This window comes from Stenotrophomonas sp. STM01, from assembly GCF_014852135.1.
Classification (GTDB): Bacteria; Pseudomonadota; Gammaproteobacteria; order Xanthomonadales; family Xanthomonadaceae; genus Stenotrophomonas; species Stenotrophomonas capsici.
Map to the genome: position 1 here is coordinate 792,506 of NZ_JACVBA010000002.1, position 22,579 is coordinate 815,084.

A 22,579-nucleotide genomic window follows, 5' to 3' on the forward strand; every position below is an offset into this window, starting at 1 on the left:
GGCTCAGTTGGGTTCACCGTCCATGAAGGCGATCTCCCACAGATGGCCATCCAGGTCCTGGAAGCCACGCTGGTACATGAAGCCGTAGTCGCGCGCCGGCATCGGCTCGCCGGCGCCGGCCTTCAGCGCCTTGTCCACCAGCGCATCCACGGCCAGGCGGCTGTCCGCCGACAGGCAGGTGATCACCGTCGTCTGCGCGCGTGCGTCACCGACCGGAAGCGGCGTGAACGTCTTGAAGAATGGCTCCACCAGCAGCATCACGAAGATGCTGTCGCTGACGATCATGCACGCGGCGTTCTCGTCGGTGAACTGCGGGTTGAAGTGGTAGCCCAGGGCGCCGAAGAAGGCCTTGGAGGCCTCCAGGTCGCGCACCGGCAGGTTGACGAAGATCATCTGTGGCGTGGCCATGCTCACTGCCCCCCGTCCATCGGCTTCATGCAGTTGACCATCCACGGCTTGCCGTAGCGGTCGACCAGCATGCCCCAGCGGTGCGCCCAGAAGGTCTCGCCCAGCGGCATCTGCACCTGACCGCCATCGGCCAGTGCGGCGAACACGCGCTCGGCCTCTTCGATGCTGTCCACGTCGACGTTGATGGTGGTGGCGGCCTGCCCGTCCGCCGCAGGTCCATCGGCGGCCATCAGCACCGCGCCGCCGGCCTCGACCTGGCAGTGCGCCACCTGGTCGGCATCCGGGGTGAAGCCCCCGCAGCCCTCCATGTCCGAATCGGGGCCGGGTGGCATGTCGCCGTACTTCATCTCCGACACCACCTTGCCCCCAAGCGCCCTGGCGTAGAACGCCATCGCTTCGTGGGTATTGCCGTTGAAACCGAGGAAGGGAATCAATCTCATGGTCGTGCTCCTGTCGTTGCGGGGTCAGTTGTGCTCGATGCGGTCACGCAGACGCTGCTCCTGCGCGCGCAATTCCGGGGTGAAGGCTTCGCCGAAATCCTCGGCCTCGAACAGCGGCCGGATCTCCACCTCCACCGCGCTGCCATCGGCGCTGCTGAACGGGGCGCGCTTGAGCCATTCCACGGCTTCATCCATCGAGCGCACCTGCCACAGCCAGAAGCCGGCGATCAGCTCGCGGGTCTCGGCGAACGGCCCATCGATGACGCTGCGGCGCGTGCCTTCGAAGCGCACCCGTGCGCCGCGCGCACTGGGGTGCAGGCCTTCGCCGGCCAGCATGATGCCGGCCTTGACCAGCTCCTCGTTGTAGGCGCCCATCGCCGTCAGCTCAGCCTCGGTGGGCATCACCCCGGCCTCGGTGTCGGCATTGGCCTTCACGATCACCATCACTTTCATCACCGTCTCCGTCGCCGGCCCCATGCCGGCTCACATCCACTACGACGAACCCGCGCGACAGGGATCGACATTGCGCGCATGGAATTTTCTGAACAAATTCATGCGGCATCGCAGCAACAACGATGCGCGATGATGGGCGCCCGGCCCCACCGTCCCCGCCCGATGAAATACCTGCTGCTGATCTACATCGACCCCGACCTGGCCCAGGCGCTGCCGGCCAAGGAATACGACGCCTTGATGCGCGGCTGCCTGCGCCATGCCGACACCCTGCAGGCGCAGGGCACGTTGCTGATGTCCCAGCGCCTGCAACCGGTCGAACGGGCGCGCACGTTGCGCACGCGCGCCACGCAGGCGCGCGTGACCGATGGACCGTTCGCCGAAACCCGCGAACTGCTGGCCGGCTTCAATCTGATCGAGGCAGTGGACGCCGAGGACGCAATGCGCATCGCCCGGCAATTCCCCTGGTCGGCCTACGGCAGCATCGAGGTACGGCCGGTGGATGACCTCGACGCCGAGCGGGTACGCCTCGGCGCCTGATCCCAGGCCTGGATGCGAACGCACGGACGACAACATGGATGTGCACGAAGGGCTCGACCGACGTCGGGCCCTTTCCTTTGTGCCCGCCTCCCCGCTGCCTGATACCCGCGGCGCCGTCTGCACGTACCTACGTCCAACTGTCCCCTTCAAACGCACGAACATCGCGATTCCAGGCGTTTTCCGGAAGAACGCGGAGGTGCGGACAAACGACACCAACCACTTGTATTTCCTGGGATACGCACGCGCACCTTCCCCGCAATGATCCGAAGCGGTCCGTTGGGTGGCACGCCGCGCCTCGCCGCATTGCACTCTCTGCGAACCGCAATGTCACCGCCCCGCACGACAGGGCACCACGACAGAGCGCAACTTCTCGGGGATATACATGACGAGCTTCAAACACAACAACCACGCACTGAAGCGCGCCACGTTGGCGTTGGTACTGGGTGCGAGCATCAGTGGCGCCTTCGCCCAGAGCACCACCGGCGCGCTGTTCGGACAGGCACCTGCGGCTGATGGAACAACCGTCACGGTCCAGAACGCTTCCGGCCTGCAGCGCACCGTCAGCGTGGACGCCAACGGCCGCTACACCCTCGGCACGCTGCCGGTAGGCAAGTACACGGTGAAGCTGGAGCGCAACGGCCGCGTGATCGAACAACGCCAGGATGTCCTGTTGCGGGTCGGCACCGGCACTGAAGTCTCTTTCCGCGACGACGGCGCCACCACGCTGGACGCGGTGAGGGTCACCGCCGCCAACGTGCCCAGGATTGACGTCTCCACCTCCGTGGCCAAGTCCGTCATTACTTCCGAGCAACTGGACGTGCTGCCACTGGGACGCACCGCCGAAGCCATCGCCCTGCTGGCACCCGGCGTGATTGCCGGCAGCAGCGCCTTCGGCAACGGCTCGCGCTCGGTGCTGTCCTTCGGCGGTTCAAGCGTCAGCGAGAACGCCTATTACCTCAACGGCTTCAATGTCTCCAATCCGTACAACGCACTGGGCGGCGCCAGCCTGCCCTACGGCTCGATCGACCAGCAGGAAACCTACACCGGCGGTTACAGCTCGCGCTATGGCCGCTCCACCGGCGGCGTGCTCAACCAATTGGGCAAGCGCGGCACCAACGAATGGCACTTCGGCTTCCAGACCACCTGGTCGCCCAAGTCACTGGCGGCCTCGCCGCGCGATGTCTGGTATCCCAACGATACGCTGCCTCGCGGCTCCGAATACGTGGACCCGAGCCGCCCCGGCACGCTCTACCGATCACGCGATGACGACACCTCCAGCTCCACGACCTACAGCGGATACGTCAGCGGACCATTGATCGAAGACCGCTTGTTCGTCCATCTGGCGGCCGAATCGAACAAGCGTGAAGGCGCAAGCACCAACAGCATTGCCTCGACCACCCAGGCGCGCAACAACTACACCATCAGCACACCCAAGTTCTATGGAAAGATCGACTGGAACATCACCGACAACCACACGCTGGAGTACACCCGGTTCCAGAACAATGACCGCAGCAGCGGCTACTACACCGCATTCGACTACGAAGGCCTGCAGGGCGGCGAGCGCACGGGAACGTACCCGGACATCACCAAGCTCGAAGACGAGTACGACATCTTCAAGTACACCGGCTACCTCACCGACGACCTGACCCTGAGCGCGGTTTGGGGCCGCAGTGAACAGAAGAACCTGCAGTACAACCCGCTTGAATCCGACGACCCCTACCTGAGCGGGGTAACCCTGCAGGATCCGGCGATCACCGGTGGAACACCGATCCGCAATGGCCAGGCGGCGCGCGATACCAAGGCGCGCGACGCCGGCAGCAAGACCCGTGGCCTGCGCGTGGACCTGGACTACCGCATCGGCGACCACCAGCTGACCGCCGGCATCGACAACATGTACTACAACGGCCACAACGAGGGGCAGACCATCACCGGCCCGGGCTACGCGTGGTACTACTCACGCATCGCGCCAGGCCAGTCGCCCAGCCCGGGCTTCAACATCACCCCACCGGGAGGGGACGGCTACTACGTGTACAAGTACATCTTCTCCACGACCACCAGCATGGCGGTGGAGCAGAAGGCCTATTACCTGGAAGACCGTTGGCAGGTCACGCCACGCTGGCTGCTGACCCTGGGCATCCGCAACGACAAGTTCACCAACTTCAACAGCGCCGCCCAGCCCTATGTCGAGAGCGGTGACCAATGGGCACCACGGCTGGGCGCCAGCTGGGACGTGTTCGGGGATGCCTCGTTCAAGGTGTTCGCCAACCTCGGCCGCTACTACCTGGCCTTGCCGAACAGCGTCGCGGTCCGCGGCGCGTCGGCCTCGACCTTCACCCGCGAGTACTTCACGTACACCGGCATCGACGCCAACGGCAATCCGACCGGGCTGACCCCGCTCGGTCCCGGCCCGGTGTCGACCAACAATGAGTACGGACAGACGCCGGACCCGGCCAACGTCGCCCCCACCGACCTGAAGTCGCAATACCAGGATGAATTGATCCTGGGCTTCGAGAAGACCATCGGCCAATCCTGGAACAGCGGCGCGAAGTTCACCTATCGCCGCCTGCAGGCGGCCATCGACGATGTCTGCGATCCCGACCGCATGCTGGCGAAACTGCAGTCGACCGGCGTGGATACCTCCGGGCTGGAGGTTCCCGGCTGCGTGATCTTCAACCCGGGCGAAACCAATACATTCCTGGCCACCCACACCGACGGCACCGGCTATACGGCATTCCAGATGAGCGCCAGCGACTGGGGCTTCGGCAACAATCAGGCCAGGCGTGACTATGTCGCGGTGGATCTGTTCATCGAGCACCCGCTGCGCAACAAGTGGTACGGACGCCTGGACTACACCTGGTCACGCAGCTTCGGCAACACCGAGGGCCAGGTGAAATCCGATATCGGCCAGGACGATATCTCCAAGACCCAGGATTGGGACTCGGCCCTGCTGATGGAGTACTCCGGTGGCTACCTGGCCAATGATCGTCGCCATCAGCTCAAGGGCTACGGTGCCTATCAGTTCAACGACGAATGGACCGCATCGGCGACGCTGCGGGTCATGTCCGGTGCGCCAAAGAACTGCCTGGGCTATTACGGCGCCGATCATGATGACCCGATCGGCTACGGCTCGTCGTACCACTACTGCGATGGCGTTCCGTCCAAGCCGGGCGATGCCGGCCGCCAGCCCTGGACCAGGCAGATCGATCTGGGGGTGATCTACCGGCCGGCGTTCGCCGACCACAAGCTTGCCTTCGGCCTGGATGTGTTCAACGTGCTCAACGAGTTGAAGCCGATCCAATCCGACGCGGTCTACGAGTCTGATCCCTACACGATCTCCAACAGCTACGACATGGAGACCTACTTCACCACGCCACGCTCGGTTCGCCTGACCGCGTCCTACGACTTCTAGGCATCGGCATCGCGCGATCCCGCGCTTGCGACGCACCTGAGCCCCAGCCTCGCGCTGGGGCTTCTTTTTGTCTGACTTCCACCATGGAGCGGCGGGGCGGGCTCACTTTGTCTGCGTCGCTCCGCTCCCCTGGCCAGGGTGCGGCCGGTCCCTCCAGCTGCCCGACGTGTGCACCGGAGATAACCATCGGCCATCGCTTCATGCCCGACGGGCCATCCGGGCCGCGTGCCTTATCCAGCATTTGTTGCCGTTGTTTGCCAACGCACGCCATGAATCGTTGCTTTTTTGTGGAACCGTCTGCACCAGGGCGGTTTGTGAATCTGGGGTTAAGGCCGCCCGCCCACTACATCGATTCAAGGGGATTCAATGAACCACTACAGGCACAACAAGAACGGGCCGACACTGCGACGCACCGTCCTTTCCCTGCTGTTGGGCGCGTGCATGGGCACGGCGTTCGCGCAGAGCACTTCCGGCGACATCATCGGCAGCGGCACCGCCGCGCAGAAGGTTCAGGTCAGGAACCTGGCCAGCGGTACCACCCGTGAGGCGTTGATCGGCGCTGACGGCAAGTTCCGCATTTCCGCACTGCCGACCGGCGAGTACGAGGTCACCACGCTGGACGGCGGTTCGCCGGTGGGCACCACCAAGGTCCGCGTGATCGCCGGCCAGGCCACGACCGCCACCTTCGCTGCGGGCGGTGATGGTGCGACCTCGGCGCTGGACCGCATCACCGTGCTTGGCCAGGGCCCGAACCAGATCGACCTGACCAGCGTGGAAACCCGAACCACCTTCACCGCCGAACAGCTCAACACCCTGCCGGTCAGCCGCGACATCACCAGCGTCTCGTTGCTGACGCCCGGCACCGTGGCCAGCTCCGGCTACTTCGGCCCGGCCTCGTTCGGCGGCGCTTCGGCGGCCGAGAACAGCTACTACGTCAACGGCTTCAACGTCACCAACCTCTACGACAGCCTGTCGTTCTCGGAAGTGCCGTTCCAGGCCATCGACCAGCTGGACATCCAGACCGGCGGCTATGGCGCGCCGTATGGCTTCTCCACCGGCGGCGTCACCGCGGTGAACGTCAAGCGTGGCACCAACGAATGGAAGGGCGGCTTCAGCTGGGCCGGCGTGCCCTCGGGCCTGCGCGAGAACGTGCCGGATACCTTCCGTACCGATGGCAGCCTGTTCCGTTCGTATGACAAGAACAGCAGCAGCTCCAATACCTACAGCGCCTGGGTCGGCGGCCCGCTGATCGAGGACAAGCTGTTCGTGTTCGCGCTGGCCGAGTTCGGCAGCTCCAGGAACACCACCTATGGCGGTCGGGTCGGCAGCCAGCTGCGCAACACCAGCGCACCGGACACGCCGGTCGTCCCGACCTCCCTATCCACCACCGCCTATGACTATGAGTCCAAGACGCCGTACTGGCTGGTGAAGCTGGATTGGTACCCGAACGACAGCAACCACCTGGAGTACACCGGCTTCGACAACAGCCGGCGCTACACCTACGACTACTACAACGCCGCCTACAGCAATGACACCGGCAGCGGCGAGCCCTCCAAGACCAGCTACCTCGGCCAGCTGGTCGGCAAGAGCGGTGGCCAGACCGATGTATTCAAGTGGACCAGTTATCTGACCGACACGCTGACCGCCTCGCTGCAATACGGCCAGATGCGCAACCGCAGCTCGCAGTTCACCATCAGCCCCGATGGCACGATGAGCTACTACGACGGCAACATCGACAGCGATGCCGGCGCATGCCCCTACGTAATCGACCGCACCGGCGCGCAGATCGGCTGCGCGGTAAGCAGTTCGGTCGACATGATGGGCGGCAAGAACGAGCGCAAGAACACCCGCCTGGACCTGGAATGGCAGCTCGGCCAGCACAAGATCAGCACCGGCTACAGCGACGAGAGCTGGGATTCGACCGCCGGCACCTCGTACTCGGCCGGTGCCTACTGGCGCATGGCCTCCTCCTACGCCTACCTGATCAACTACCGCACCGGCGGCGGCATCGGCATCGACCAGAAGTCCTGGTACGTGGATGACCATTGGCAGGTCACCGACGACCTCATGCTGTATGCGGGTATCCGCAACGACTCGTTCGAGAACAAGAACGGCTCGGGCGCGACCTTCGTCAAGCAAGACAACATCTGGCAGCCGCGCCTGGGCTTCTCGTGGGACGTGTTCGGCGACGGCAGCAGCAAGCTGTACGCCTCGCTGGGCCGGTACTCGCTGCCGATCGCCGCCAACGTGGCGCTGCGTGCCGCTTCGGCCTCGTACTACACCTACACCTACTACACCTACGACGGCTACGACCCGGTCACCGGCGTGCCCAACGTCACCGGCTCCTTCGCCGATGGTGCGTACGACTTCGTGGTCAACGGCGAAGATGGCAGCACCCCGGACCCGAAGGCCGTCGCGTCCAAGGGCCTGAAGCCGTACACGCAGGACGAGGCCATCCTCGGCTACCAGTACGAGCTGCGTTCGGACACCCCATGGCTGGACGCGTGGACCTTGAGTGCCAAGGCCACCTACCGCCGCGTCAACAACGTCATCGACGACACCTGCGATACCCGCCAGCTGTACAACGCCGCGCAGGACGCCGGCTACGACGTCTCCAGCTGGGGGGACGAGTGGGGCCTGCGCGAGGGCCTGCCGGGCTGCTACCTGTACAACCCGGGCCGCGACCTGACCCTGACCCTGGACGTGGATGGCGACGGCGCCACCGAAACCCTCACCGTCGACGGCGACAAGCTGGGCCCGAAGGCCAAGCGCTACTACAAGGCATTGACCCTGGCCGCCGAAAAGCACACCGACAAGTGGTATGCCAGCTTCAACTACACCTGGGCCAAGCTCAGCGGCAACTACGAGGGCCTGGTGAAGAGCACCAACGGCCAGGACGACACCGGCACCACCTCGGACTTCGACTTCGCCGAGATCATGTACGGTGCCGACGGCTACCTGTTCAACGACCATCGCCATACCTTCAAGCTCTATGGCGGCTACAGCTTCAACGACGAGTGGCAGGTCGGCGCCAACCTGCAGGTGCAGTCCGGCGCGCCGATCAGCTGCCTGGGCGGCGGCACCGGCACCTTCGGCACCGAGTATGGCTACGCCGGCGTGTTCCACACCTGCAACGTGGGCGAGGACGACATCGCCAAGCTCGGCAGCGCCGGCCGTACGCCGTGGACGTTGAACTTCAGCCCCAACGTGGTCTACACCCCGAAGTGGGCTGAAGGCCTGAGCTTCCAGCTGTCCGTGCTCAACGCCTTCAACTCGATCAAGCCGCTGCAGGTGTACGAAACCAGATACGCGTACAACTCCGCCGGCACGGTCACCGACTACTACAGCTACCGGGTCGGCAAGTACTACACCAGCCCGCGCTACGTGCGCCTGCAGCTGCAGTACGACTGGTAAGGATCCACCGCTCCACCCGGCCCGGCACATCACCAAGGCGATATCGGTGGTGTGCCGGGCCGACGGCATTTGAGGAGGTCGGCAACGGCATCCTGCCTGGCACTGCCGCCGCGACCTCGACCTGCGTGCCTTGCCATCGAACGGCGTGCGCTTCCACGCACGCCCCCGCATCCTTGATCGGCATCAGACGTGAACGCTCGCAGGCCCGCTGCGTGCCAACTGCGATCACACCGGGCGGCCAGCACAGGCCGTCAACCTCGCCGGCGACGGCAAACCCCACTGGCCGACACGGCCGCGGGGACGGGATGGGGGCACGACGGCTGCTCCATCTGGAAAGCACTGCGTGTCATCCGAAGCATCTCCCGACATCGACTGGCATCTGCCGCCGCGAGCGGGGCAGACGGCATGTCACACATGACACGAAGACCCCGCCCAAGGCCGGATCCCGCCGTTGAGCGCCCCGTAAGCGTCCTCATCGGGCGGGCTCTGACGTGCCTGAGGGTGGGCAATAACACCCCATTCAGCGTCCAGTAGAATTCGCAATTTCAATGTTTTCAATCACTTAAATTTAGTTTCAGCTGATATTGCAAAACCTGTCAAAAAGAAATTAAGATTTCGTTCAGTTGTCACGGTGGTTTCACCAGAAACAGCTAGCGAATGAAACAACTTTCCAATGCAAGGGATTTAGATGAGCAGTGCTAAGCAAGCAATCCGCCTGAAGCGCACCGCGCTCGCGGTGATTCTGACTTCGGTCATCGGTGCCGCTGCCGCCCAGAGCACCACGGGTTCGTTGTACGGCAACGCCCCGCAGGCCGCCGGTGCAACCATCACGGTGCAGAACGATTCCGGCCTGAAGCGCTCGGTGACGGTCGATGCCAATGGTCGCTACAACCTCGGCTCGCTGCCGGTGGGCAACTACTCGATCACCCTGCAGCGTGATGGCCAGGTGGTCGACAAGCGCGAGAACGTGCAGCTGCGCGTCGGCGCCGGTACCGAAGTGTCCTTCGGCGGTGGCGATGCCACCAACCTGGACGCCGTGACCGTCACCGCAGCCAACATGCCGAAGATCGACGTGAGCAACACCGTCTCCAAGTCGGTCATCACCTCCGAACAGCTGGACGTGCTGCCGCTGGGTCGCAGTGCCGAAGCCATCGCACTGCTGGCACCGGGTGTGGTCGCCGGTAGCGGCCAGTTCTCCAACGGTTCGCGCTCGGTGCTGTCGTTCGGTGGCTCCAGCGTCACCGAGAACGCCTACTACCTCAACGGCTTCAATGCCTCCAACCCGCTGAGCAACATGGGTGGCGTCAGCCTGCCCTACGGCGCAATCGACCAGCAGGAAACTTACACCGGTGGTTACAGCGCGCGCTACGGCCGTTCGACCGGCGGCGTGATCAACCAGCTCGGCAAGCGCGGCACCAACGAATGGCATTTCGGCGCGCAGGTGACCTGGGCTCCGGACAGCCTCGCCGCTTCGCCGCGTGACATCAATTTCCCGGACATGGATCTGCCGGATGGCTACGGTTACGCCTTCGCCGACCGTGCAGGCACCATCTATCGGTCGCGCGATGAAGACACCGCCACCCGTACCACCTATAGCGGTTATGTCAGTGGTCCGCTGATCGAAGATCGCCTGTTCATCAACCTTGCCGCAGAGTCGGACAAGACCGAAGGCGTATCCACGGCCAATCGCGTGGCATCGCAGGTCATCCGCAACCACTACAGCTACTCGGCACCGAAGTTCTACGGCAAGATCGACTGGAACATCAACGACAACAACACGTTGGAGTACACCCGCGTCCAGAACACGGACCGCCAGGCGGGCTATTACAACAAGTTCGACTACGCCACGCTGCAGGAAGGCGGGCGCGCAGGTACCTTCGCCGACACCACGAAGCTGAAGAACGAGTTCGACATCTTCAAGTACACCGGCTACCTGACTGACGACCTGACCCTGAGCGCCGTGTGGGGCCGTAGCAAGGAAACCAACCTGCAGGGCAACCCGGGCAACTCCACCAATCCGTATCTCAGTGGCGTGGCCAACCAGAACACCGCGGTCACCGGCGGCAAGCTGATCCGCAACGATCAGGCCAGCCTGTACACCAAGGCCGATGATGCGGGCAGCAAGACCCGTGGCCTGCGCGTGGACCTGGAATACCGCCTCGGCGACCATGAGCTGACCGCCGGTATCGACAACATGTATTACAACGCGCATAACGAAGGTGAGCGCGTCACGGGGCCTGGCTACGCTTGGGTTTACTCCAAGTCGAAGTCCCCGTCCTCGCCCATCTCTCCGGGTCTGGGAGTCGGCGCACCGGGTGGTGACGGCTACTACGTCTCCAAGTACATCCTCACCACCACCACCAGCATGGCCGTCAAGCAGAAGGCCTACTACCTGGAAGACCGCTGGCAGGTCACCCCGAACTGGCTGCTGACGCTCGGCGTGCGCAACGACAAGTTCACCAACTACAACAGCGCCGCGGTTGCCTACGTGGAAAGCGGTGACCAGTGGGCCCCGCGTCTGGGCGCCACCTGGGACGTGTTCGGTGATTCGTCGCTGAAGGTGTTCGCCAACCTGGGCCGCTACTACCTGGCCCTGCCGAACAGCGTCGCCATCCGCGGTGCCTCGGCCTCGACCTTCACCTACGAGTACTTCAACTACACCGGTATCGATGCCAACGGCAACCCGACCGGCCTGACCGCACTCGGCCCGGGCGCCGTGTCGTCCAACGGCGAGTATGGCCAGACCCCGGACCCGGCATCCGTGGCTCCGACCGACCTGAAGTCGCAGTACCAGGATGAGCTGATCCTGGGCTTCGAGAAGACCATCGGCCAGTCGTGGAACACTGGCGCCAAGGTCACCTACCGTCGCCTGCAGTCGGCCATCGACGACATCTGCGATCCGGACCGCATGTTCGAGAAGCTGGAGTCGATGAACATCGACACCTCGAACCTGGACGTGCCGCACTGCACGATCTTCAACCCGGGCAAGACCAACACCTTCCTGGCCAAGCACCTGGACGGTTCGGGCTACACCTCGTTCCAGATGAGCGGCAGCGACTGGGGCTTCGGTGGCAACAAGGCCAAGCGTGACTACGTCGCCATCGACCTGTTCCTGGAGCACCCGCTGTCGAACAAGTGGTACGGTCGCGTGGACTACACCTGGTCGCGTAACTTCGGCAACACCGAAGGTCAGGTGAAGTCGGATATCGGCCAGGACGACGTCTCCAAGACGCAGGACTGGGACGGCTCGTACCTGATGGAATACGCCGGCGGCTACCTGGCCAACGACCGTCGCCATCAGCTGAAGGGCTACGGCGCCTATCAGTTCAACGACGAGTGGACCGCCTCGGCAACCGTGCGCATCATGTCGGGCATGCCGAAGAGCTGCCTGGGCTACTACGGCGCCAATGAAGGCGACCCGATGAGCTACCGCACCGCGTATCACTACTGCGCCGGCGAGCCGTCGCGTCCGGGTGATGCGGGCCGTCAGCCGTGGACCAAGCGTGTGGACCTGGGCGTGATGTACCGTCCTGCCTTCGCCGACCACAAGCTGGCCTTCAGCCTGGACGTGTTCAACGTGTTCAACGAACTGAAGGCGGTGCAGTCGGATTCGAAGTTCAACGCGGATTCCCCGTACACCGTTTCCAACACCTATGGAATCGGCACGTACTACACCGCGCCGCGTTCGGTCCGTCTGTCCGCTTCCTACGATTTCTGATCGAAGGAAGGCAACAGCAAGGCAATCGCCCGTCGATTGCAGGTGAACAAAAGCCCCGGCATCTGCCGGGGCTTTTTTGTTGCCGCACGACACGATGTACCTGCCGGAGGATCGCCGTTACTGGACCCTTATCGGAAGCTCGGTTCCCGCCATCGCCGCGTTCCCGCTGTAATCCTTCGCAGTGATGCGGATCGTGTAGTTCCCCGGCAGCAATTCCGCTGGTTGCAGCAAGCCGGTGGCCAACAGGCCATCACGCACGGTGTTGGTCAGCACGTAGCGGAAACGCGTGCTGCTGCTGCCATGCACGGTGATGCCGCTGTCGGCGGCATAGGCCACCTTTACCGCCTCGCGTTGCGGCGGCATGCGGTTGAAGAGGATGTTCATCCGTGGCTGCGCATAGCCGGGCAATGCGCGACCGTTGCTGTCCAGGATCTGGTAACCCAACGTGTACAGGCCAAGACGGCGGCGCGGCAGGTTGTCGTCGACCTGGTCCCACGCCTCCACCACCAGTTGCAGGCCACCGCCATCGCGGGCCACACGCAGGCGTCCGTTCACCGTCTCCTTCAGGCGCTGGTCATTGGCATCGAGCAGCGCGATGTCGTCGATCTTCGGCGCGACGTGATCGGCGTAGTTGGCAAACCCCAGACGCACCGCGTTGCGCTCGTAGCCGGACGGTCCCACCGCCAAGTGCACGTGCGCCTGGTTGTTGATGCTCCCCAGGGCGTCGCCCGGCTGGAAGCGGGTGCCGCGGCGCACGCGCACGCGATCGAGGCGGCCGCTCTCATCATCGAGCAGCTGGAAACGCGCGGCGTCCAGCGGGCGGTTGCCGGCATCACGCCCCACCTTCATGTGGATGTAGTCCAGCTTGTCCAGCGAGAACCCTTCGGCCTGGCCGCCCAGTGACCAGGTCGACGCGGGACTGCTGACCTTCCCGGGCGCAATCGCCAGCACGGTCTGGCCGACATCGCCACGCACGTCGAAACCGCTATGCAGGTGATGGCGGCTCTCGCCGCTGAAGTTGCCACGCACCTCGCCCAAGGTCCCGGTCACCTCATGCCAGCCGAGCTGCGGTGCCAGCGGCCACCGGCGCTGGTTGGCCGGCAACGGGTTGTCCGGCGAAGGCCCCAGCACGGGCGGCGACGCCTGCAGGCCGCCGGCTGCCGATGCCAGGTGATGGACACGGTAGGCATCGGCATCGGCCATCAACAGGCTGCCGTCCGGGGCCAACGCCAAGCCGGCCGGTCGCGCGAAGCGCTGTGCGTCATTGCCCGCCACCGCCACGATGTGGCCGTGCGGCGAGACCTGCACCACGCGACCGCTCAACCGCTCGCTGACATAGACCACGTCGTCGTGCGTCACCGCCAGCGCCATTGGTCCCCACAACACACGCTCCCCGTCGCGCATGCCAACGCGCGTGCTGACCGTGCCCTCGGGGCTGATCACGCGCAGCGCATTGTTCTGCAGGTCGGCGACCCACAGGTTGCCGTGCGCGTCGAGCTTCAGGTCGGTGGGCGTGTCGAACCGCGCCACCGCACCGGCGCCGTCCTCCCACCCCGGGCGTTCGCCGCCGGCCAGGGTCGCAACCTGTCCATCGGGCGTGATCACGCGGATGCGATCGTTCCAGGTATCGGCCACGTAGATGCGGTCATCCGCTCCCACGGTCACGCCCATCGGCCCGTTGAAGCGTGCCTGCGCGCCCACACCGTCGGCGAAGCCCGGCGTACCGTCGCCCGCCACAGTGCTCACCTGCCCCTGCGGGGTGATCCTGCGGATGGCATGGTTGCCGGTATCGGCCACGTAGAGGTTGCCGTGGCGGTCCAGCGCGATGCCGGACGGTGTGTTGAATGCCGCCGCCGCACCCTGTCCGTCGGCAAAGCCTTCGCGGCCACCGGCCAGCAGCGTGAAGGCCCCGCCCAGCAGGTCGCGGTAGAGGATCCGGTTGTTGTCGCCGGCATCGGCCACGAACAGCACCGTGCCACCGATGGCCACGCCCCACGGGTCGCTGAAGCGCACCTGCGCGGCACTGCCTGCCGCATTGCCGGCAACGCCGTCACCGCCCAGCAGGTCGATGCGGGCCTGCCAGCCCAGCGGCGTGGGCGCCGGGCCCACCGGGCCTTTCGGCGTCGGTACCCACAGGAAACTTGCCGCCAGGGCAGCTCCGGTAACGACGACGACGGCCGTAATCCAATGCTTGCGATCCATGTACACCCAAATGATTGCCGAGCCGGCACGATAGACGCTGATCGACCGGGGCGGAACCTGCCATCGGTCCCGGACCCCGGAGCCCACCATGACCACTCGCCTGTACCTGCACGCCACGCCCATCACGCTGCAACCGGCGCATGGCGAGGCCATCGCCCTGGCGCTGTCGCTGGACCGCTTGCTGGCCGACGGGCTGGCGCGCTTTCCCCCGGGCGAGGCAGCGATCGAACGGGCCATCGCCACCACCGAGGATGCACTGATGCCACATGTCGCCGCACTGCGCGCGCACCCCGTGGAGGTCCTATGGGTGGCCGATGACGGCCTGGCTGCGTTGCCAACCCTACTTGGTGATGAAGCCCGCACGCGTTGGCACATCGACGCGGTGGAACGCGCCTTCAACCTGCTGGCCGACGTGGCCGCTGGCTTGCCCGCACACCGTGCCGGTTTGCCTGCGCAACCGCGCTTCATCGCCGCGCTGGTGGTGGTGCGTGAACTGATGCACCACGTGGGCTGGCAGCACCTGCAGCTGCCACAACCCGATTGAGCCCATCACGCCCGGCCACTACTGCGCGGGACGCTCCGGGCCATTGCCCATCGCCTGCCGGTAGGCGCTGTACAGCGTCAGCACCTTGTCCACGTACTGTCGCGTTTCCGCGTACGGCGGCACGCCGCCATAACGCGTGACCACGCCGATGCCGGCGTTGTATGCCGCCGCCGCCAGGGTACGGTCACCGTTGTAGCGACGCAGCAACGACTGCATGTAACGCGCGCCACCGTTGATGGACTGCGCCGGCGACAACGGATCGGTCACCCCATACTCCGACGCGGTCTCCGGCATCAGCTGCATCACGCCCTGCGCGCCCTTGGGTGAAATGGCCTTCTCGTCGAACGCACTCTCGGCGTGTGCCACCGCGCGCAGCCACGCATCATCCACGCCGGTGGCCTTGGCGGCGGCACGGAACTGCCGTGCATGCCGGTCCAGCTGCGGCGTGCCCACGCGTCCCAGGCCGGCGTGCGCCGGTTCGCCCGGCGGAGTGGCCACGGTGAAACGCAGGTAGGGCGTCGAACCGAGCAGGTTGCGGGTGGAGTACACCTTCCGGCCGTCCTGCTCGCGCTCGTACAACGTGCCACTGAACACCCCGAAGTTGCCCCACAGGTTCGGCGCCTGCACGGCGTTGTCGTCCACCGTCATCGCCGTGCAGCGCGATCCCGGTTCCGGCGCGGTGGCCAGGCTGACCGTGCCCTTCTGCACGCAGCGGTAGACGGTGCGCGCCTGCAACGGCGCACACAGCCCGCACAACAGCAACACCATCGCAACCGCAGCCGCGCGTGACATGCCGGAACCACATCATGGGAAGGGGAGATGATGCTGGGCCCGCGCGTTTGAACGGCAGGTGATGAAAAGTGCGGCAGAATGAATGGCCGCCTTCCGGCCTGCCACCATGCCCGACGCCGTCCCCCTGCTGGGCTTCGCCACCCCGCTGTTCCATACCGGTCGCAACACCAGCGTACGGCGTGGCCAGCGCTGGCATGGCGTACCCCGGGCCTGCATCGAGTATGCGCCGGGGCAGCTGTCCGCCCCGCTGGAACTGCGGACCGAACTGCGCCGCTTCGATACCCTGGACGCGGCCGACCTGGCCGATGAGCACGACCCGGCCTGCCGCACGCCCCCAGGGCTGCTGGCCGTGATGCAGCAGCTGTATCCCGGCTTCGAGCAGGACGAGACCGTCACCCTCGTGCACTTCCAGTGGCCCGCATCCGGGTAGGAACGGCCCCGGCCAAAAAGCCAGCACACGCCGGCCCCCCCCTCCCTCCCCTTCGCTGCGCGAAAGGGAGGGCGCAGTTCGCCACGATCTGCACCACGCCTGGGCGCGGCCTCGACCGCGAAGCCAGCGGCCTCCCAACCGCCTGCGCCGGCCGGGGTTTCGGCCGGCACCTACCGGGGATGTCAGCGCGTGCTGGCCGCGCGCAGGTGTGCGCCTACCGGTGCGGAGAACGCACGGTTGTCGGTGACGTCCCAGTTGATCGACCAAGTCATCACGCCACGGAACGCCGGATGCGGCTGCGCCGGGGTGACTTCATCGCAGTTGGAAGCGGTGGTCAGGCAATCGAAGGCACGGTTGATATCGGCCGGCGTCGCGTAGCCATTGCCTGCCGCACGCAGCCCCGATGGCAGCGCCAATGCCACCTGGTCCGCGCGCAGGCCTTCGAAACGGCCCTTGCCACCGGCCAGCGGGAAGCCTTCGATCAGCATCTTCGCCGAGCCCACCATCATGTCCACGCTGCCACCGGGGTACTTTTCGGCGCGATAGGGCGTGGGCAGGCCGCCGTTGTTGTAGAGCTGCACGTGCAGCAGGTCCAGCTCGGCGCGCAGGCCGTCGATCAAGGGCAGGTAGGCGCCCCAGATACCGTCCATCGAGACGAAGCCCCCCTGCACGTACGGGTGTTCCGGCGCCATCGACACGTACAGGTTGGGGTACATGCCGTGCAGGCGCTTCACCGCCGAGATCAGGTGCGGCACCACCGGCGCGTCATGCGTGACGCCGGCGATCTTCTCCAGGTCGATGTCGATGCCATCCAGCCCGAAGGTGTTGATGGCCTCGGCGGTGGTGCGCACGAAGTTGTCCTCATCGCGCTGCGTGTTCAAGGTCACCGTGCCCAGCTCCCCCCCGAAGGACAGCACCACGATGCGTCCACGGGCACGCTTGGCGGCGATGTCGGCGATGAGTTGCGCGCGGTCCAGCGCCGGGTCGGGGTTGAACGCCACCTTGCCTTCGCCCATGTCGTCGGCGAAGGCCAGCACGATCACGTCCCAGCTGTCGTCGACCTGCGAGACCGGCAACACGCCCTGGCCATTGTCGAAGTTGTGCAGGTAGCCGACCAACGCATGCCGTGGCAATGCATGGCTATGCCCGGGCGTGACGCCGACCTGCGTCGCCGCAGGCGATGGTTCCGTCTTTGCCTGACAGCCAAACGTGGAAGCCAGTGCCAATGCACAGGCGAGAACGGTGATCGACTTCATCGTGGTCCCTGGGTTGGAAGAACCCCGATTCTAGGCACACGACCGCCCCGAAAATCGCGGAAAAACAATTGGTTATGAAACCTGTCCGATAATGGCGCGGGGTTGTCCGGGCGATGACCCGTGTGCAGCGCAGCAGGGACGGCGCGCGGCCGTGGACATGTGTTCGGCATGTCCGCGCCTTGCCTACCCTTGCCCTTCCGCAGCCGCTGCAGGGGACAGGGACGACTCAGCTGCAGGTCTTCATCCTCCGCTCGGCGTCCCAGAGCGCACGCCTTGCCATGTCATAGGCGCTGTCAGCGGCGCTCGGCAGGCTGTGTTCGGCCTCCACCGGATCGGCACCGTTGTTGAAGCGGTACTCCACCCGCTGCAGCGCATCCAGGTGCGCCAGCACCGGCGCCATCCAGCGCGTGCGCTGCTCGGCACTGCAGCGCGGGTAGCGCCGTTCCAGATCACCCACCGCGACGCGGATGCGACGACTCGCTTCGCCCTTCAGGTCGGGCGCCTTCTCGAACCGGATCGGCGCTGCCTTGTAGACGTCGCCGGTGGCTTCGCTGCCCAGGTCGGCCTTCTGCTCATGCAGATTGGGGTTGAAGGCCACCGGCGGTGGGCGACGGGCCTGCGCCGGCTGCACGTCGCGCCCATGCACCACGCGCGCGGCCATCGCATACGGGGACTCACCGGGCTTCTTGCTGTCCTCGAACATCTTCGTCACCGCCCCTTCCAGCGGCCGCTCGCCCACGCCGCTGGCCAGCGCGTCGCGGTGCTCGAACACCTGCTCGGTCGCACTCTTCTGCCGGGCCGTCGACGCCTCCGGCACGGCCAGCGTGCCGTCCTTTCCATACAGCCGCTGCGACCAGGTGCCGGCCGGGATGGTCGCGGTTGCGACGGGCGCAGGGGTGGGCGTGGCCGGCGCGGTCACCGCGACCGGCCGCTCGGCCGGCCCAGTGCGGGCAGCCACGACGGGCGCGGCGCTCCGTGCAGGCACGGGGGCCACGATCAGCGGCGCGGGCAAGGTCCCTTCCGCGGCCAGCCAGCGCAGCTGAATCCGCGTCTCGCGCCGTACCGGCGTGGCTTCGGGCATCTGCAGCAACAGCCGCGCCAGCGTGGAGAGGAAAGCCAACGCAACCGCGACCGCCGCAACGCGGTTCCACAATGGCTCGGGCGAGGCCTGATAACGCATGCATCTCCATCAAGGGGGTGAATCCGCGGGACGACGACCGGCCCGCCATCGCGGGGCCGTGGCAAGCACAGACCGGGCGTGGCACGGCGAGTTCCATGATTGTGCCGGGCGAATGTGTGAACCTATGGCAATGGGCTGAGCGTTCATTCAGCCAGCCATCGTTCGTTGCCTGTCCTTCCAAGGAGTTGTTCCGTGACTACCGCAGCATCGCCGAACCTGGATGAAAGCATCGCCAAGCAGCTGTTCTTCGGCCATATCGCCGAGGACACGCTGTTCCCCTATCCGCAGATCCGCGAACGTGACCGCGAGATGCTCGGCGCGATGACCGATGCCATCGACCAGTTCCTGGGGGAGAAGACCGCCGAACTGCGGCAGTACGACCGTGATGCCGAACAACCGCCAGCGTTCATCCAGGCCCTGCGCGACATGGGCCTGTTCGGGCTGATCATTCCCGAGGAATACGGCGGCATGGAGCTGTCCAATGGCGCCTATGCACGCGTGCTGGGCCAGACCAGCAGCCATGACAGCTCGGTGTCGCTCACCGTCGGTGCGCACAGCTCGATCGGCATGAAGGGCCTGCTGCTGTTCGGCAACGATGAACAGAAGCAGCGCTACCTGCCGAAGCTGGCCAGCGGCGAGATGATCGCCGCGTTCTGCCTGACCGAATCCGGCGCAGGCTCCGACGCCGCCGCCATCCGCACCAAGGCTACCCGCAACGACGACGGCACCTGGACGCTCAACGGCGAGAAGATCTGGATCACCAACGGCGGCATCGCCGATTTCTACACGGTGTTCGCGCGTACCGACACGCCCGAAGGCAAGGTCACCGCGTTCATCGTCGAGGCTGGGTGGGAGGGCGTCAGCCATGGCCCGCACGAGGACAAGATGGGCATCCGTGCCTCATCCACCACCACCGTCGCCTTCAACGAGGTGCGCGTACCGGCCGCCAACGTGCTGGGCCCGGTCGGCAAGGGCTTCAAGGTGGCGATGAACATCCTCAACAGCGGCCGCACCGGCCTGGGCGGTGGCGCGGTGGGCGGCATGCGGGCGCTGATCCGCATGGCCTGTGCGCAGGCCAGCGAACGCAGGCAGTTCGGCCAGCCCATCGCCGAGTTCGGGCTGGTGCGCGAGAAGATCGCGCAGATGACCGCCGACTGCTTCGCCGCCGAAAGCACGGTGTGGATGGTGGCGCACCTGATCGACAGCGGCCGCACCGACTACTCGGTGGAAGCGGCGATGAGCAAGGTATTCGCCAGCGAGGCCGTGCAGCGCTGCTGCTACGAGGCACTGCAGATCGCCGCCGGCAACGGCTTCATGCGCGAGCTGCCGTACGAACAGATGACCCGCGACACGCGCATCCTGTCCATCTTCGAAGGCACCAACGAGATCCTGCGCCTGTACGTGGCGCTCAATGGCCTGAAGGGCGTGGGCGCGACGCTGGCCGAGCTGCAAAGCGCGGTGGGCGGCATCTTCAATGACCCGATCAAGGGCTTCGGCGTGCTCGGCGATTACGCCGGGCGGCGCGTGCGCGAGGCCACCGGCTACGGCACCGGGCGCATCCGCGCACCGCTGGACGATGCGCTGCGCCCGTTGGCGCGCCTGTGCGAAAAGTACGCGGTGGAGCTGTCCAAGGCCTCCGACCGCCTGCTGCGCAAGCACGGCAAGCAGATCGCCGACCAGCAGCATGCGCAGAAGCGCGTGGCCGATGTCGCCATCGACCTGTTCGTCGGCCTGTGCGTGCTGTCACGCGTGGAAAGCCTGATCCAGGCAAAGCACCCGGCGGCGGATGATGCGGTCCGGATCGCCCGCCTGTTCGCCCGCCAGGCGCGCCGTCGCATGGCCCGCAACATCCGTGGTCTGGAACGCAACGAGGACGAGATCATCGAATCCCTGGCCGCCTCGGTGCTGGAGCGCGGCGGCTATGCGTGGGACGTGATGTAAGCCCACGCCCGCAGGAGCGGCCTTGGCCGCTCCTGCGATGCTCGCCGGTCAGCGCCCTGCCGGTGCATCCTCCAGCGCCACCGCTCCTTCGCGCAGCACCCGTCGCAACAACATCCGTCCCTGGCGGTCCAGGCCGTGCACGCGTGGCTTCACGCCGTGGTGGCGATAGCGGCTCACCACTTTCTCCAATGCCGCCACGGCGGTGATGTCCCACAACTGCGCGCGCGACAGGTCGATCACCACCGTGCGCCCCTGCGCGGCACGCGGATCGAACGCATCGATGAACGCGTCGGCCGAGGCGAAGAACACCTGCCCACGCACCGTGTAGCGCAGGCCACCATCGGCGTCGTCGCCCACTTCCACGTGCAGCAGTCGCGCCACCTTCAGCGCGAAGAACACGCCACTGAGCAGCACGCCCACGCCGACGCCGGCGGCCAGGTTGTGCGTGCCCAGCGTCACTGCCACGGTCGCCAGCATCACCACGCCGGACAGCCGCGGATGCCGCACCAGCGCGCCGAGGCTGCCCCAATCGAACGTCGACACGCTGACCATCACCATGATCGCCACCAACGCGATCACCGGCACCTGCGCCACCCATGGTTTGAGCAGCACCATCAGCACCAGCAGGAACACGCCGGCAAACAGCGTGGACAGCCGGCCACGCCCGCCGTACTTCACGTTGCCCACGGTCTGCCCGATCATGCCGCAACCGGCGATGCCGCCGAACAGGCTGGTGGCAATGTTGGCGATACCCAGGCCAGTGCATTCGCGGTTCTTGGAACTGGGCGTATCGGTCAGCTCATCGACCACACGCGCGGTCATCATTGATTCCAACAGTCCGACCATGGCGATCGCCAGCGCCGGCATGGCGATGATCCGCAGCGTCTGCAGGTCCAGCGGCAACTGCGGCAGTCCCATCCAGTGCGGCAGCGATTCGGGCAACCGGCCAAGGTCCGCCACCGTCGGCAGGTCCAGCTTCAACCACGCCGACAGCCCACTGAGCACCACGATGCAGATCAGCGGCGAGGGAATCGCGCGCACACCGGGCAACGGTAGTCGCGGCAGCCCGTAGATCACCAGCAGGCCCAGCGCCAGCATCGCCCAGGTCGCGGTGGTGGCGCCCTGCAACTGCGGCAGCTGCGCGGAGAAGATCAGGATCGCCAGTGCATTGACGAAGCCGGTACGCACCGAACTGCTGACAAAGCGCATCAGCACGCCCAGCCGCAACACCCCGAACAGCACCTGCATCACACCGGCCAGCAGGCCGGCGGCGAGCAGGTAAGGCAGGCCATGCGCGCTCACCAGCGGTGCGGCCACCAGCGCCACCGAGCCGGCTGCGGCAGTGATCATCGCCGGCCGCCCGCCGAACACCGCGATCACGATGCTCTGCACGAACGAGGCGAACAGGCCGACCTGCGGGTCCACGCCCGCCACGAACGAGAAGGCGATGACCTCGGGGATCAGCGCGAAGGTGGCCACGGCACCGGCCAGCATTTCACGCAGGGGATGGGCGCGCCATTGCGCCAGTTCGGTATTCAGGAAGGACATGCGGGCAGGCCGCCCTGCATGGCAGAGGCGGCGGGATCCGGGGGGAACAGGCCGCGAATTATGCCTGCTGCCATCAACCATCGTGGGTCGCGGTGAGTTCCCGGCAGACCGTGCACATCCGAAATCACCCCTCCCCAGCCCTCCCCTTCGCTGCGCGAAAGGGAGGGGGCGGTTCTGCCTGGTTGGTCAGAGTGCGGGGCAACCTGCTTCTGCTCCCTCCCTTTCGCGCAGCGAAGGGGAGGGCTGGCGAGGGGTGCTTCTGGAGGTCATTCACGCCAACCCGAACCCCCAATTGCCCCCTGCGGTA

At 65.7% G+C, this 22,579-nt stretch carries 15 protein-coding genes; 7 read left to right on the top strand and 8 right to left on the bottom strand.

Annotated features, from left to right (window positions below; genetic code table 11):
* Positions 1-3: 3 nt before the first annotated feature.
* Genes IB227_RS13465 through IB227_RS13475 form a run of 3 tightly spaced genes read right to left on the bottom strand, consistent with a single transcriptional unit; the run spans position 4 to position 1,301 of the window.
* Positions 4-414, bottom strand: a complete 411-nt coding sequence (locus tag IB227_RS13465; RefSeq protein WP_192287793.1) for a VOC family protein — start codon at positions 412-414, stop codon at positions 4-6.
* Positions 411-848 (bottom strand): VOC family protein, encoded by a 438-nt coding sequence (locus tag IB227_RS13470; protein WP_192287794.1) that lies wholly within the window; start codon positions 846-848, stop codon positions 411-413. Before IB227_RS13470 ends, IB227_RS13465 begins: the two co-directional genes overlap by 4 nt.
* Positions 849-872: 24 nt before the next feature.
* Positions 873-1,301, bottom strand: a complete 429-nt coding sequence (locus IB227_RS13475; protein WP_132865825.1) for a YciI family protein — start codon at positions 1,299-1,301, stop codon at positions 873-875.
* Between the two features lie 162 nt (positions 1,302-1,463).
* On the opposite strand from IB227_RS13475, the gene IB227_RS13480 reads away from it, so the two are divergent.
* The 4 genes from IB227_RS13480 (at position 1,464) to IB227_RS13495 (ending at position 12,379) form a co-directional block, all read left to right on the top strand.
* Complete coding sequence (locus tag IB227_RS13480; protein WP_192287795.1) at positions 1,464-1,838, top strand: YciI family protein; 375 nt, start codon at positions 1,464-1,466, stop codon at positions 1,836-1,838.
* A gap of 382 nt (positions 1,839-2,220) precedes the next feature.
* Positions 2,221-5,247 carry a TonB-dependent receptor gene (locus IB227_RS13485; RefSeq protein WP_192287796.1) on the top strand — a complete coding sequence of 1,009 codons (3,027 nt, stop codon included), beginning with the start codon at positions 2,221-2,223 and terminating at the stop codon, positions 5,245-5,247.
* Between the two features lie 366 nt (positions 5,248-5,613).
* The gene (locus IB227_RS13490) at positions 5,614-8,661 is read left to right on the top strand and encodes a TonB-dependent receptor (RefSeq protein WP_192287797.1); all 3,048 of its coding nucleotides are present in this window, start codon (positions 5,614-5,616) and stop codon (positions 8,659-8,661) included.
* A gap of 688 nt (positions 8,662-9,349) precedes the next feature.
* A complete protein-coding gene (locus IB227_RS13495) occupies positions 9,350-12,379 on the top strand; it encodes a TonB-dependent receptor (RefSeq protein WP_192287798.1) in 3,030 nt (1,009 codons plus the stop codon).
* A 117-nt stretch (positions 12,380-12,496) separates the two neighbouring features.
* On the opposite strand, the gene IB227_RS13500 is transcribed toward IB227_RS13495, so the two are convergent.
* Positions 12,497-14,581: a gluconolaconase gene (locus IB227_RS13500; RefSeq protein ID WP_192287799.1), complete on the bottom strand. Its 2,085-nt coding sequence runs from the start codon at positions 14,579-14,581 to the stop codon at positions 12,497-12,499.
* A gap of 88 nt (positions 14,582-14,669) precedes the next feature.
* Between IB227_RS13500 and IB227_RS13505 the strand changes: the two genes are divergently transcribed.
* Complete coding sequence (locus IB227_RS13505; protein ID WP_192287800.1) at positions 14,670-15,125, top strand: hypothetical protein; 456 nt, start codon at positions 14,670-14,672, stop codon at positions 15,123-15,125.
* 18 nt (positions 15,126-15,143) lie between these two features.
* Here the strand turns inward: IB227_RS13505 and IB227_RS13510 are convergent, their stop codons facing one another.
* The gene (locus IB227_RS13510) at positions 15,144-15,917 is read right to left on the bottom strand and encodes a lytic transglycosylase domain-containing protein (protein WP_192287801.1); all 774 of its coding nucleotides are present in this window, start codon (positions 15,915-15,917) and stop codon (positions 15,144-15,146) included.
* 106 nt (positions 15,918-16,023) lie between these two features.
* Here IB227_RS13510 and IB227_RS13515 point away from each other — a divergent pair, with 106 nt between their 5' ends.
* Entirely contained in the window at positions 16,024-16,347 is a 324-nt protein-coding gene (locus tag IB227_RS13515) for a hypothetical protein (RefSeq protein ID WP_192287802.1), read from the top strand.
* A gap of 182 nt (positions 16,348-16,529) precedes the next feature.
* Here IB227_RS13515 and IB227_RS13520 read toward each other — a convergent pair whose 3' ends face one another.
* A complete protein-coding gene (locus tag IB227_RS13520) occupies positions 16,530-17,603 on the bottom strand; it encodes a chitinase (RefSeq protein WP_192287803.1) in 1,074 nt (357 codons plus the stop codon).
* Positions 17,604-17,829: 226 nt separating this feature from the next.
* Positions 17,830-18,783: a hypothetical protein gene (locus IB227_RS13525; protein ID WP_192287804.1), complete on the bottom strand. Its 954-nt coding sequence runs from the start codon at positions 18,781-18,783 to the stop codon at positions 17,830-17,832.
* A 192-nt stretch (positions 18,784-18,975) separates the two neighbouring features.
* Between IB227_RS13525 and IB227_RS13530 the strand changes: the two genes are divergently transcribed.
* Positions 18,976-20,724 (top strand): acyl-CoA dehydrogenase family protein, encoded by a 1,749-nt coding sequence (locus IB227_RS13530; RefSeq protein ID WP_192287805.1) that lies wholly within the window; start codon positions 18,976-18,978, stop codon positions 20,722-20,724.
* Between the two features lie 48 nt (positions 20,725-20,772).
* On the opposite strand, the gene IB227_RS13535 is transcribed toward IB227_RS13530, so the two are convergent.
* On the bottom strand, positions 20,773-22,272 hold the full coding sequence (locus tag IB227_RS13535) for a SulP family inorganic anion transporter (protein WP_192287806.1): 1,500 nt from the start codon (positions 22,270-22,272) through the stop codon (positions 20,773-20,775).
* Positions 22,273-22,579 lie beyond the last annotated feature (307 nt).

Coding starts and splice junctions, on each gene's coding strand:
- IB227_RS13470 (WP_192287794.1), bottom strand. CDS start 848: ATGAGATTGATTCCCTTCCTCGGTTTCAACGGCAATACCCACGAAGCG.
- IB227_RS13475 (WP_132865825.1), bottom strand. CDS start 1,301: ATGAAAGTGATGGTGATCGTGAAGGCCAATGCCGACACCGAGGCCGGG.
- IB227_RS13480 (WP_192287795.1), top strand. CDS start 1,464: ATGAAATACCTGCTGCTGATCTACATCGACCCCGACCTGGCCCAGGCG.
- IB227_RS13485 (WP_192287796.1), top strand. CDS start 2,221: ATGACGAGCTTCAAACACAACAACCACGCACTGAAGCGCGCCACGTTG.
- IB227_RS13490 (WP_192287797.1), top strand. CDS start 5,614: ATGAACCACTACAGGCACAACAAGAACGGGCCGACACTGCGACGCACC.
- IB227_RS13495 (WP_192287798.1), top strand. CDS start 9,350: ATGAGCAGTGCTAAGCAAGCAATCCGCCTGAAGCGCACCGCGCTCGCG.
- IB227_RS13500 (WP_192287799.1), bottom strand. CDS start 14,581: ATGGATCGCAAGCATTGGATTACGGCCGTCGTCGTCGTTACCGGAGCT.
- IB227_RS13505 (WP_192287800.1), top strand. CDS start 14,670: ATGACCACTCGCCTGTACCTGCACGCCACGCCCATCACGCTGCAACCG.
- IB227_RS13510 (WP_192287801.1), bottom strand. CDS start 15,917: ATGTCACGCGCGGCTGCGGTTGCGATGGTGTTGCTGTTGTGCGGGCTG.
- IB227_RS13515 (WP_192287802.1), top strand. CDS start 16,024: ATGCCCGACGCCGTCCCCCTGCTGGGCTTCGCCACCCCGCTGTTCCAT.
- IB227_RS13520 (WP_192287803.1), bottom strand. CDS start 17,603: ATGAAGTCGATCACCGTTCTCGCCTGTGCATTGGCACTGGCTTCCACG.
- IB227_RS13525 (WP_192287804.1), bottom strand. CDS start 18,783: ATGCGTTATCAGGCCTCGCCCGAGCCATTGTGGAACCGCGTTGCGGCG.
- IB227_RS13535 (WP_192287806.1), bottom strand. CDS start 22,272: ATGTCCTTCCTGAATACCGAACTGGCGCAATGGCGCGCCCATCCCCTG.